The sequence below is a fragment of the Elizabethkingia miricola genome (genome assembly GCF_001675285.1).
GTDB lineage: Bacteria > Bacteroidota > Bacteroidia > Flavobacteriales > Weeksellaceae > Elizabethkingia > Elizabethkingia miricola.
The window spans coordinates 276,227-288,871 of sequence record NZ_LSGQ01000001.1; the positions used below are offsets into that span (position 1 = coordinate 276,227).

A 12,645-nucleotide genomic window follows, 5' to 3' on the forward strand; every position below is an offset into this window, starting at 1 on the left:
GCAAAACTGGATCAATTACTTATTAGATAACTTAAATACCGTTTTAGAAGCAAATTTATCTCCCGGTTTCAGGATAACGGAAGGAAAATGATTGTGGTGAACTGCATCCGGAAAATGTTGTGTTTCCAAACAAAACGCTTCTCTCCATCCGTCTGTTTTACCAGACTTTAAAGTATGTGTTTCATCCATAAAATTCCCGGTGTATAAATGTACTCCCGGCTGATCCGTATATACATCCAGAACAATTCCTGTCAGATCTCCTGTTACCTTTGCTGCATGCAGTAATTCCGAATCAAATGCTTCTTTTAATACATAAGTATGATCGAAACCACTTCCTAAAATCACTTGATGATTCTCTGCATTAATATCCTGTCCTATAGTTTTCACCTCTCTGAAGTCAAATGGTGTATTTTCTACAAATTCTAAAGTTCCGTTCGGAACAACATTTTCCGTTACCGGCAAATATTTTTCTGCAAAGATCTGAAGCTGATGTTTCAGCATATCACCATTCCCTTCTCCATTCAGATTAAAGAATGCATGATTGGTAATATTAAAAGGAGTTTCTTCATCCGATTCGGCTTCAAACAAAATTTCCAGAGCATCCTCATCCGTCAGCGTGTAGCTGACCTTTACTTTTACATTCCCCGGAAAGCCTTCTTCGCCATCTTCCGAATGATATGTCATTTTCACAAAATTGTTTCCTGTATTTTCTACATCGAAAACCCTTGTATGAAAACCATTTTCTCCGCCATGCAAAAGATTGTTCGGGATATTAGGGTTTAACTGATAATTCTTTCCATTCAGTGTAAACTCAGCACCGCCAATTCTGTTGCACACCCTACCGATAACACATCCGTAAAAGTTACCTTTAGGTTCCAGATACTCGTCTATACTGGCATGTCCCAGGTTAATATCTACCGGGTTATTATTTCGGTCATTAAACAAAAAACTTACAATTCTGGCTCCGTAATTGGTCAGAAAAACTTCCGTATTATTTTTATTTTTAAGCTGAAATAAATCTATTTTTTTTCCGTCTTTTTCTTTTTGGAATTTTTGTCTTTCAGGTTTGTAATTCATAAATACCATACAATTTTAAAGAACATGTCCACCTTCAGAAGGAACAACTTCTATCGGTGTCAATTCAAGATTAAACTTAGCTTCATAAGCTGGCTTTAGTTTAGCAATTAGTTCAGGAACAAAGCTTTTCTTTAAAAGATTCAATGTACAGCCTCCAAATCCGCCGCCCATCATTCTTGCACCTAAAACTTCAGGATATTGCCTCACCTCATCTACCAGAAAATCCAGTTCATCGCAACTTACCTCATAGTATTCACTCAAACCCTCATGCGAAGCATACAGGAACAAACCTACTGTTTCCAGATCTCCTTTTTCCAAAGCTTTGCACACCTCTTCTACCCTTTTATTTTCATCGTGAACATAACTGGCTTTAACGTAGAGTTCAGGATAATCAGAATATAAATATTCCCGAAGCATCTGACTGTTCACATCCCGCAATGATTTCACATCATGAAAATCTTTACTGATAATCTCAACAGCTTTTTCACAGGCTTCTCGTCTGTCGTTATAAGCTGAAGAAGCCAATGAATGCTTTACATTAGTATTCAGCAAGAGTAGAGTATACTCACCAAGCTCTAAAGGGAAATATTCAAATTCCAGACTTCTGCAGTCTAATTTCGCCACCTTATCCTCTTTACTGAAAACTGAAGCAAACTGGTCCATAATACCACATTTCACTCCGGCAAAAGTATGCTCGGCCGTTTGTGCAATTTTAGTCATATCCCATTTAGATAAACCTAAATCAAATATTTTATCCAGAGCCACTGCCACTGCACTCTCTAAAGAAGCAGATGAGGAAACCCCCGCTCCCAAAGGAACATCTCCGTCAATCACCATATTAAAGCCTTTTAGCTGGTGTCCATTTTTCTGAATATAATACACCACTCCCAGGATATAATTGGCCCAGGAGTTTTCCAGTGCCTTTATCTCTGAAAGATTAAAGCTTAGCTTTTCATTAAACAACTGAGAAAATAAATGAATTTCATCGTCGTTGCGGTGGCCAACAGCTACATAACTGTATTTATCAATCGCTGCAGGCAGAACAAATCCGTCATTATAATCCGTATGTTCTCCTATAATATTAATTCTTCCGGGTGATTTAGAAACGACATCTGGTGCCTGACCAAATACCTCTTCGAATTTCTCTGTTATATATTGTTTTGAAATTGTTGCCATGTTTAGACAGATAGATAATGTGTTAAAGATTGTTCTCTCAATTGCTGCACTGCCTGCTCCGGTGTGATATCACGCTGTGGATTAGCCAGCATTTCATAGCCGACCATAAATTTTTTCACAGTAGCAGACCTTAACAAAGGCGGATAAAAATGCATATGCCAGTGCCATTCCGGAAAGTCTCCGGAATTAACAGGTGCCTGATGTATTCCTGCAGAATAAGGAAAAGATGTTTTGAAAAGATTATCGTATTTTACCGTTAAAACTTTTAGCGCTTGCGCCAAATCAGTTTTTTCGGAGGCTGTAAATTCTGAGATATACTGTACCGGACGCTTACTTATGATCATTGTTTCAAAAGGCCACGCCGCCCAGAAAGGAACCAGAACAACGAATGAATTATTTTCATAAATAATCCGTTCTTGCTTTTTTAACTCTGCTTCCAGATAAGATTTCAGTAAGGTTTTCTGATATTTTTCAAAATATTTCTTCTGCTGTATAGATTCTTTTTCCAGCTCAACAGGCAACGTATTTTGTGCCCAGATCTGACCATGCGGATGAGGATTGCTGCACCCCATAACCGCTCCCTTATTCTCAAATATCTGAATGTATTTAATCCAGTCATTCGAACGCAGTTCTTCAAATTCCGTTTGCCATAAGTTTACTACGGATTCAATGGAAATTTCATCCATGGTTGCAAGAGTAAGATCATGCCTTGGAGTAAATGCCAGAACTTTGCAGATTCCTTTGATGTTTTCAGTTACAAAAAGCCCTTCTTCATCCGATTGATGGTCCGGAGTATTCTGTAACAAAGCAGAAAAGTCATTGACAAAAGAAAAATGATCCGAATAATCTGGGTTTACAGTACCGTCTGATCTTTTATTTCCCGGACACAGATAACATTCCGGTTCATATTCATTTCTCCGTTCTGAAGAAATCGCCTCCGTTTGTCCCTGCCAGGGTCTTTTGTTACGGTGTGGCGACACTAATACTTTTTCACCCGTTAATATATTGACACGAGTGTGTGGTACGTTAGAGTCGAAATTCATGTTTTAGTTAATAGTTTTAACAAATGTAATAAATTAATTGTGAAGTATAAATGATGAAATTCGATGTATAAATATCAGTTATAGATAATAAATAATATCTGTCGATTTAGCTGTATATCTTTTGAATAGAAGACAAAGCAATACCAGAGCATTCAGAAGCACAAAAACACTTCAATACAATTTTATAATAATTTCGTAAATTTGCATTCTCGTTTTTAATTATGGAATCAGGTCTAAAATCAGTTGCATTTCACACATTAGGATGCAAGCTCAACTTCGCAGAAACTTCTACTATTGCCCGTCAGTTAACAGATGCAGGTTATAAGAAGGTCTCGTTTGATGATGCGGCTAATGTTTTTGTGATCAATACATGTTCGGTTACCGAAAATGCAGATAAAGAATGTAAGCTGATTGTAAAAAGAGCATTAAAAGCTAATCCGGATGGCCTCGTGGTTATTATCGGTTGCTATGCTCAGTTAAAGCCTGAAGAAATTTCAGAAATTGAAGGTGTAGACCTTGTATTGGGAGCTAAAGAAAAATTTAATATTCTTAGCTACCTGAATGATCTGGAAAAATCCGAAAATCTTGCAGAAGTGCATTCTTGTGAAATTGAGGAAACCGATTTCTTTATTGGTTCTTACTCTATTGGTGACAGAACACGTGCGTTCCTGAAAGTTCAGGATGGATGTGATTACAAATGCACCTATTGTACTATTCCTTTAGCAAGAGGAATTTCCCGTTCGGATACTGTGGAAAACGTAATTAAAAATGCAAGCGAAATTGCATCTCAGGATATTAAAGAAATTGTATTAACCGGAGTAAATATCGGAGATTATGGTAAAGGGGAATTCGGTAATAAAAGACACGAACATACTTTCCTCGATCTGGTAAAAGAACTTAATCTGGTAGATGGAATCGAAAGAATCCGAATTTCTTCTATCGAACCTAATCTTCTAAAAGACGAAACTATTGATCTGGTATCGACCAGCAAAAGCTTTGTTCCACATTTTCATATTCCGCTGCAATCCGGAAGCGACGAAGTTCTGAAAAAAATGAAACGCCGCTATCTTACACAACTTTACAGAAACAGAGTTTCAAAAATCCGTGAGGTAATGCCTGATGCTTGTATTGGTGTGGATGTTATTGTAGGATTCCCGGGGGAAACTGAAGAAGAGTTTATGAAAACCTATCAGTTTCTAAACGAACTACCAATTTCTTATCTACACGTTTTCACTTATTCTGAAAGAGAAAATACTGAAGCTGCTGCAATGCAGGGTATTGTTCCTGTTGTAGAAAGAAAGAAGCGTAACAAAATGCTCCGTATACTTTCCGAAAAAAAGAAAATGGCTTTTTACCAGACTCAGTTAGGCAAAACATTACCTGTTCTGTGGGAACACGAAAATAAAGATGGCCTTATGTATGGCTTCACCGAAAATTATGTTCGTGTCCATAAACCTTTTGATGCATTGAGTATTAATAAAATCGAACTGGTAAAGCTAGACAAAATTGAAGCTGACGGAACAGTAAGCATATTGGCTGCCTTTGATGCTTTTCTGGCTAAAGCCTAAAGCTTCATCAGCATAATATGCTGTGGACCTTTCACTCCTTCGTAGATTTTACCTGAATCCTGATATCCTGTTTTCAAATAGAGTTTGTAAGCATTCTCATTTGTTGCATTTACGCCAAAAGCAATTTCATCAACTTTTGGAAAATTTTGTTTCACAAAAGCCGGAAGCTCTATCATTGCTGATTTTGCAATACCCTTCCCCTGAAACTTAGGGTTTATAGATAGTGCCCGAAGTAAAACGGCATTTTTATTATCTGAGTAAGTAAGAAGATCTGAGGAGAAATCGAGTGAGAAAAAACCAACTATCTCTTTTTCATGTATTATAGTGTACTGAAAACGATTTTTAAGCCCCATTATATCAGAATTATTCAGTACCTGTCTTGGTACAAGCGAAAACTGAGACTGTTCTTCGTCCAGTATATAGGAAGTTAGTGCATCGTAGTGTTCTTCAACATAAGGGACAATTTCTGTCATGGTTTATTTTTAAACGAATTTACAACATTATTCAAAAAGCAGAATTCAAATTTCTTCGAATTATTCGGTATTTCGGGATATATATAAAAGGATAAAACTTTGGAGTTACAGTTCCTTAACCATAATATGCTGTGGACCTTTAGGCCCGTCAAAACTTTCGCCGGAATCCTGATATCCTGCCTTCAGGTACATCTGATAAGCTGATATATTTTTAAAATTCACTCCAAAAGCAATTTCTTTTACATCAGGAAACTGTTTTCTTACCAGATCCGGAAGTTGTATCATCATTTCCTTGGCAATCCCTTTTCCCTGAAATTCAGGATTTAGAGTAAGCGATCTTAATAATGCAGCTGTTTCATCCTGAGGCTTATACCATCTGTCATGCGCAAATTCCAGAAGAAAGAATCCTACAGCTTTATCATTATACATAATTGTATAGTAAAATCGATCCGTTTCATCATCTATTCTGGGATTGTTCAGTACTTCTGCCGGTATTCTGGAAAACATAGCCTGTTCTTCGGGTAATGTATAAGAGGTAAGGTCTGCAAAATGTTCTGTCTGGTATTCAAGAATTTTAACCATATTAATTGTCATCAGATTTTAGGCTCAAATTTAGACTAATAATCTATTTTATATTTTAACAAATTGTTAAAAATATCTATTATGACGATATACATTTATCTTTTTATCACATTATGATGAATAATTAACAGGGGGTTATATTTAGTCATTCATACTTCATAATTAATTTATATATTTGGAAAAACTAAAACCAACCATGACGAACAAATTATTTGACCTTAGCGGTAAAACTGCTCTGGTCACAGGAGGCAATAAAGGTATTGGCCGCGGAATGGCTATAGGCCTCGCTCAGGCAGGTGCTGATATTATTATTGCATCCCGTAGTATAGAAGCCAATTCTGAAATAGAACAGGAGGTAAAAAAACTGGGAAGAAATTTCCATTTTTATAAGATGGATGCTGAAAACAGGGATAATGTCTATGAATTTATTCAGCAGCTCAACTCCAATCATCCACATATAGATATCCTTATCAATAATGCCGGAACCATTCTTAGAAAACCTGCTGCAGAACATCCTGACGAATACTGGGATTCTGTAATCAATATCAATCTGGATACACCATTTATCCTGGCTCGTGAAATAGGAAAAAAAATGATCGATCAGGGGAAGGGTAAAATTATATTTACCTGTTCTTTATTAAGCTTTCAGGGCGGGATTAATGTTCCGGGATATGCTGCCAGTAAAGGAGCTCTGGCCAGTTTAGTCAAAGCTTTATCCAACGAATGGTCTTCTAAAGGTGTCAACGTAAATGGCATTGCACCGGGTTATATCGCCACAGATAATACGGAAGCTTTACGCAACGATGAAGAGCGCAGTAAAGCTATTCTGGACAGAATACCTGCAAACAGATGGGGCACTCCGGAAGATTTTGCAGGCCCTGCAGTCTTTCTTTCATCTTCAGCCAGTGATTATGTTGACGGTACAATTCTTACTGTCGACGGTGGATGGATGGGACGTTAAGTTCTTTCTATAATCAGCTGTGCAATAGAGTCAGGAATATGTATTGAGATACCATGTAATCAGTACAGTATTCTTGGTGACCACAATAAAAACTAACAACTATAAAAACATTACAACCATGCAAATTAGATTTGAGAGCAGTCCCCGTGAGGTCAAAACGATGGACACTGCATCTTTACGCCGGGAATTTCTGGTGGAAAACCTTATGACTGAAGACAACATCAGCCTTACATATTCACACTACGACAGACTTATTATAGGCGGAACCAAACCTGTAAAACAATCTACTGAACTGAAGACACATGAAGAACTAAAAGCCGATTATTTTCTTCAGAGAAGAGAATTAGGAATTATTAATGTTGGTGGAAAAGGCTCTGTAGAAGTAGATGGTGAAAAGTATGCACTGGATAAATTAGATTGTCTATATGTAGGTAAAGGAGCACAAAAAGTTACTTTTTCCAGTGACAATCCTGCTGAACCGGCTACATATTATTTATTATCGGCTCCTGCTCACAAGGAATACCCTACAACAAAGTACACAAAAGAACAGGCAGCTCCTGTAACACTGGGTGATGGTAAAACATCTAACAGAAGAACAATTTACAAATATATCCACGAAGCCGGAATTCAGAGCTGTCAGCTTGTTATGGGACTTACTGTTCTGGAAGAAGGCAGTGTATGGAATTCAATTCCTGCGCATACCCATACCCGCAGAACTGAGATTTATTTTTACTTCGATCTGAGTGCAGAACAGAAGCTATTCCATATGATGGGTGAAACGACGGAAACACGCCATATCATTATGAAAAACCACGAGGCTGTTATTTCACCTTCATGGAGCGTACACTTTGGCGCCGGTACTTCCAATTACGGATTTATCTGGGGAATGGGTGGCGAAAATAAACGATACGATGATATGGACCCGGCTCCTTTAGATGTACTTTTATAACCATAAGCGTTTAGATTATGGAAAAAAGTATCGGAAAATACAGGTGGACAATTTGCGGTCTTTTATTCTTTGCTACAACAATTAATTATTTAGACCGTCAGGTTCTCAGCCTTCTGGCTCCGGAACTTACCCACCAATTTGGCTGGAGCAATAGCGACTATGGAAATATTACAGCTGTCTTCCAGTTTGTATATGCTATATCCCTGCTTTTTGCCGGAAGGTTTATTGATAAACTAGGGACTAAATGGGGATTTGCTATTGCTATTATCATATGGAGTCTTGGAGCTATGATGCATGCACATGCTATAGATATTGGTAATGCGGCTAATTCTGTTATGGGTTGGATTGGATTGGCAAGCGTACCTGTATCTATACTGGGATTTGTCATCGCACGAGCGGTTTTAGGAATTGGTGAATCCGGAAACTTCCCGGCCGCTATAAAGACCACAGCAGAATATTTCCCTAAAAAAGAACGGGCTTTAGCTACCGGAATTTTTAATTCGGGAAGTAATATCGGTGCTATTTTAGCACCATTAACAGTACCTGTCCTATCGGAAAAATACGGATGGGAATCCACATTTATGATTATCGGAGGTATAGGCTTTCTCTGGTTAATTTTCTGGTTCTTCTTATATGAAACACCTGAAAAACAGAAGAAGCTTTCTATCGAAGAACTGGCTTATATCCGCAGTGACGTTGATCAAACAGTAGACCAGAGCGAAAATCCTGAAGATGCTAAAAAAGTTCCATGGTTCAGGTTGCTGCAGTATAAACAAACCTGGGCTTTTGCTACCGGAAAATTCCTGACTGATGGTGTATGGTGGTTTTTCTTATTCTGGCTGCCTAAGTATCTGGAAGGACAATATCATCTGAGTGGAAAAGAGCTTGCTCTCCCTTTGTTTGTATTATATAGCATGACAATGGTCGGCAGTATATCCGGCGGATGGTTCCCTATGTATTTTATAAAGAAAGGCTATCAGGCCTATGACGGAAGAATGCGTGCTATGTTCTTTATAGCATTATGTCCTTTAATTGTATTGGCTGCTCAGCCTTTAGGTTCATTCGGTTACTGGGTTCCGGTAATCCTTATCGGCCTCGGCGCTTCTGCGCATCAGGCTTGGAGTGCTAATATCTTCACGACAGTATCTGATATGTTTCCAAGAAAAACAGTAGCTTCTGTTACCGGTATTGGAGGAATGGCAGGCGGAATTGGCGGTGTAATTATCTCAAAAATCGGAGGACCTCTATTTGATTTTTACGAAAAACAAGGCAGTATAGAAACCGGATATACCATTATGTTTACTTACTGTGCTATCGCTTATATTCTGGCATGGAGTATTATGAAAATTTTGGTTCCGAAATACAGACCTATTACGGATTTATAAAAAATAAATTATATCAACCACAAAAGGTACAAAAGAACTAATGTTCTAAAAAGAGCAAAAAACAGCTAATTAGTTTTGCTCTTTTACCTTAGCAGTATATAAAAAAATCCCCGGAAGTTCCGGGGATTTTATTTTAGTGATAAATATCGTCATACTTTACTCCTGCTCTTATCTCTACAGGAAGTTTATTTTCTATAGGGACAATGGGACAGTTATAATCGAAGGCATTATATGCGCAATAAGGATTATAAGCTTTATTAAAATCGATCATCAGATTATCTTTCTTAGGAATCTTCAAATCGATATAACGTCCACCGCCATAAGTTTCTTTCTCGTTGGTCGCATCTCTGAACGGCAGAAAAAGATGATCTTTAAAGCCTAGCTTCTTAATCAGATCCTGACTCTGGTATACTTTTAGTGAATATTGCTGGCCTTCTAAAGAAAAGGTTACAGTGCCATATTCTTTATACTTTTTTGTTTTCCCGGAAGATGTAGGCAGTTCAAAAACTTCTGCATCTTTTGTCGGAACCAGCTTAGCCTTTACATTGTACTTAAGGTCAATATCAAAAAAAGGTATTGCTTTAAAATCCTTCAGTAAATTTCCTCTTAACGGGCTTTCTTCAGGATTTTTGTATTCAGCATTCAAGTCAGCCTGAAATTTCTGAATCTCTTTTATTTCGGCTTTTTGTCCAAAAGCAAAAATGCTAAACAGGAAAACAAACAGATACTTCATTAGTATTCTAATTCCAGTTTTTCTTTAGTATAATTTCTTACTCTGTCTGTAAGCTCAGCGTTATCTTTTAGCTTTCTTCCGTAAGTAGGTACCATTTCCAAAAGCTTATCTCTCCATTCTTTCTGAAGTTTGTCTCCGAAACATTTTTCAAGAATATTAATCATCGCAAAAGCTGCTGTACTCGCCCCAGGAGAAGCGCCTAACAGAGATGCAATAGTTCCCTTCTTATTTGTTACAACCTCGGTTCCGAATTCCAGTTTACCACCTTCAGCATCGTCTTTTTTAATAATCTGTACTCTTTGCCCGGCAACCATTAGTTCCCATTTGTCGGCATTAGCATCTTTAATGAAGTCTCTAAGGTGTGCAATTCGCTGATCTTTATTCATTGTTACCTGTCTGATCAGGTATCTCGTCAATGACAGATTATGCCACCATGCACCGAATAAAGAACGGATATTTTTGAAGTTTACACTTTCCGGTAAATCCAGATAGCTTCCGTTTTTAAGGAATTTAGTAGAGAATCCTGCAAATGGTCCGAAAAGTAAAGCCTTTTCTCCATCGATAATTCTAAGGTCTAAGTGAGGTACACTCATTGGTGGTGCATCTACAGTAGCCTGTGTATATACTTTTGCATGGTGCATTGCAATAAGCTCGGGATCTTTGGTTACAAGCCATTGCCCACTAACAGGGAAACCTCCGTAACCTTTACTTTCTTCAATACCTGAACTGTCTAAAAGAGGCAATGCATAGCCTCCTGCTCCGATGAAAACAAAATCTGCCTCTACTTCTACAGGATGGTTGTTTAACCTGTCTTTTATTTTCATTCTCCATTTACCACTGTTATCATCAATATCCTTGATCTCGTGGTAACGGAATACTTCAACATTAGAACTTTCTTCAAGGTGTTTTACCAACTTTTTAGTTAAAGCTCCAAAGTCTACATCTGTCCCCATTGTTGCTCTTGTAGCTGCTAATTTTTCAGAAGCATTACGTGAACGCATAATTAAAGGAACCCATTCTTTCAGTTTATCATGATTCTCAGAAAACTCCATTCCTTCAAACAAATGGGATTTTATCATTGTCTCATGACGTTTTTTAAGAAACTCAATATCTTTTTCTCCAAATACCAGACTCATATGCGGACAGGAGTTGATGAATTCTCTAGGAGAATCAATATATCCTTTGCTAATAAGATAAGCCCAGAATTGTTTTGAAATTTCAAATTGTTCTGCAATTTTTTCAGCCTTACTAATATCTACTGAGCCATCTTTTTTCTCGGTAGTATAGTTTAGTTCACAAAAAGCAGAGTGACCTGTTCCTGCATTATTCCATGCAGATGAGCTCTCGCGGGCTACATCTTTTAATCTTTCGAAAAGTGCAATTTTCAGGTTTGGGTCAAACTCGTGTAACATAGTACCCAAAGTAGCACTCATTATACCTCCGCCAATAAGAACGACATCGTATTTAGGTTTCGGATTCATTTTATTATAACAATTTTATATTATAGGATTAGTTAAGTTTCGCTGTTAGTTTTTTAAACTGCTTTTCAGCATTCTTTTCCTCATAAAGGATTTCATACACTGTATTAACGATCGGAAGCTTTAATTTCCTTTCCTTTCCGATTTCATAAATACTTTTTGTTGCATAATAACCTTCCGCCACCATACTCATAGACTGGATTGCTGATTTTACAGTATATCCTTTACCTATTAAATTCCCCAGCATTCTGTTCCGGCTAAATAAAGAATAAGCGGTCACCAATAGATCTCCAAGGAATGCAGATTGGTTTACGTCTCTTGGTTCGGGATATATTGCATCCAGATACAATTCCATTTCGCGGATTGCATTGGAAACATATACTGCATTAAAGTTATCTCCATACCCCAGACCTGCTGCTATTCCAGCACCAATTGCATAAATATTCTTTAGAACCGCACTGTACTCGTTTCCTAAAATGTCCGAAGATTTGTTTACTTTGATGAAGTCTGACTCCAGAAGTTTAGCAACCTTAGCTGCATTTTCTTCTTCAGCAGCTGAAACCGTAAGATAAGAAAGTCTCTCCATAGCAACTTCTTCAGCATGACAAGGGCCAGAAATTACAGCCTGACTTCGGAAACCAATATTGTGTTTCTCTCTTAGAAAATGTGCTACAATATCATTTTGTTCCGGTACAATCCCTTTAATTGCAGACACAAATAGTTTTCCCTGAAGGTCAACATTCAGAGGTTCTAAAGTCTTACCAAGATATATAGAGGGAGTTGCCAGAATAATAACATCACAGGCAGATACCAGTTCGTTGATATCTGTTGTTATTTGCAACTGTTTGAGGTTAAAAAGTACAGCTGTAAGATATGAAGGATTATGCTTTTTTAGTTCTATCGCTCCTTTTACAAATTCGTTTCTTACACACCAGTGAATCGTTTTACAGTTTTCTGTCAGCATCTTTACTATTGCAGTAGCAAAACTCCCGCTCCCTACAACGCCGACGCTAATACCGTTCCCGGATTTCTTCTTAGCCATTATTAGAATTTAGGTTCCACAAATATACAACTTAACCAATAAAACATTCAAGACTTTGGGCTTTATTTATTCAGGAAAAGGAACCAAAATATTTAACATTAATTAACAGATTGACAACATAATATAACTTTTACCAGTAAAGTTTTTATAATATTTTATTTATTTTTGCCTCCCTAAC

Annotated in this window: 12 protein-coding genes; 4 read left to right on the plus strand and 8 right to left on the minus strand. The window is 37.5% G+C overall.

The features are described 5' to 3' along the window. Window positions 1–15: 15 nt before the first annotated feature. From ATE49_RS01270 to ATE49_RS01280, 3 genes are read right to left on the minus strand one after another with little or no spacing between them, the layout of a single operon-like run. Window positions 16–1,077 carry an aldose epimerase family protein gene (locus tag ATE49_RS01270; RefSeq protein WP_233174457.1) on the minus strand — a complete coding sequence of 354 codons (1,062 nt, stop codon included), beginning with the start codon at window positions 1,075–1,077 and terminating at the stop codon, window positions 16–18. Window positions 1,078–1,092: 15 nt separating this feature from the next. Continuing rightward, a complete protein-coding gene (gene galK, locus ATE49_RS01275) occupies window positions 1,093–2,253 on the minus strand; it encodes a galactokinase (RefSeq protein WP_081278394.1) in 1,161 nt (386 codons plus the stop codon). A 2-nt stretch (window positions 2,254–2,255) separates the two neighbouring features. Next, window positions 2,256–3,296 (minus strand): UDP-glucose--hexose-1-phosphate uridylyltransferase, encoded by a 1,041-nt coding sequence (locus ATE49_RS01280; protein ID WP_081278395.1) that lies wholly within the window; start codon window positions 3,294–3,296, stop codon window positions 2,256–2,258. Between the two features lie 221 nt (window positions 3,297–3,517). Here ATE49_RS01280 and mtaB point away from each other — a divergent pair, with 221 nt between their 5' ends. After that, window positions 3,518–4,864, plus strand: a complete 1,347-nt coding sequence (mtaB, locus tag ATE49_RS01285) for a tRNA (N(6)-L-threonylcarbamoyladenosine(37)-C(2))-methylthiotransferase MtaB (RefSeq protein WP_045180665.1) — start codon at window positions 3,518–3,520, stop codon at window positions 4,862–4,864. Here mtaB and ATE49_RS01290 read toward each other — a convergent pair. Both ATE49_RS01290 and ATE49_RS01295 read right to left on the minus strand, forming a co-directional pair. After that, entirely contained in the window at window positions 4,861–5,337 is a 477-nt protein-coding gene (locus ATE49_RS01290) for a GNAT family N-acetyltransferase (protein ID WP_065080773.1), read from the minus strand. The genes mtaB and ATE49_RS01290 overlap by 4 nt on opposite strands. Before the next feature lie 105 nt (window positions 5,338–5,442). Continuing rightward, window positions 5,443–5,931 carry a GNAT family N-acetyltransferase gene (locus ATE49_RS01295; RefSeq protein WP_078794469.1) on the minus strand — a complete coding sequence of 163 codons (489 nt, stop codon included), beginning with the start codon at window positions 5,929–5,931 and terminating at the stop codon, window positions 5,443–5,445. A gap of 184 nt (window positions 5,932–6,115) precedes the next feature. Here ATE49_RS01295 and ATE49_RS01300 point away from each other — a divergent pair, with 184 nt between their 5' ends. From ATE49_RS01300 to ATE49_RS01310, 3 genes are all read left to right on the plus strand, one after another. Continuing rightward, window positions 6,116–6,880, plus strand: a complete 765-nt coding sequence (locus tag ATE49_RS01300) for an SDR family NAD(P)-dependent oxidoreductase (RefSeq protein WP_065080774.1) — start codon at window positions 6,116–6,118, stop codon at window positions 6,878–6,880. 118 nt (window positions 6,881–6,998) lie between these two features. Continuing rightward, window positions 6,999–7,829, plus strand: coding sequence for a 5-dehydro-4-deoxy-D-glucuronate isomerase (kduI, locus tag ATE49_RS01305; RefSeq protein WP_065080775.1), 831 nt, complete (start codon window positions 6,999–7,001; stop codon window positions 7,827–7,829). Window positions 7,830–7,846: 17 nt separating this feature from the next. Further along, window positions 7,847–9,214, plus strand: coding sequence for an MFS transporter (locus tag ATE49_RS01310; RefSeq protein ID WP_059154718.1), 1,368 nt, complete (start codon window positions 7,847–7,849; stop codon window positions 9,212–9,214). A 133-nt stretch (window positions 9,215–9,347) separates the two neighbouring features. On the opposite strand, the gene ATE49_RS01315 is transcribed toward ATE49_RS01310, so the two are convergent. Genes ATE49_RS01315 through ATE49_RS01325 form a run of 3 tightly spaced genes read right to left on the minus strand, consistent with a single transcriptional unit; the run spans window position 9,348 to window position 12,467 of the window. After that, window positions 9,348–9,947, minus strand: a complete 600-nt coding sequence (locus tag ATE49_RS01315; RefSeq protein ID WP_065080776.1) for a DUF1684 domain-containing protein — start codon at window positions 9,945–9,947, stop codon at window positions 9,348–9,350. Next, complete coding sequence (gene mqo, locus ATE49_RS01320) at window positions 9,947–11,428, minus strand: malate dehydrogenase (quinone) (protein WP_065080777.1); 1,482 nt, start codon at window positions 11,426–11,428, stop codon at window positions 9,947–9,949. Before mqo ends, ATE49_RS01315 begins: the two co-directional genes overlap by 1 nt. Before the next feature lie 28 nt (window positions 11,429–11,456). After that, window positions 11,457–12,467 (minus strand): NAD(P)H-dependent glycerol-3-phosphate dehydrogenase, encoded by a 1,011-nt coding sequence (locus ATE49_RS01325; protein ID WP_057267694.1) that lies wholly within the window; start codon window positions 12,465–12,467, stop codon window positions 11,457–11,459. Between the last annotated feature and the right edge of the window lie 178 nt (window positions 12,468–12,645).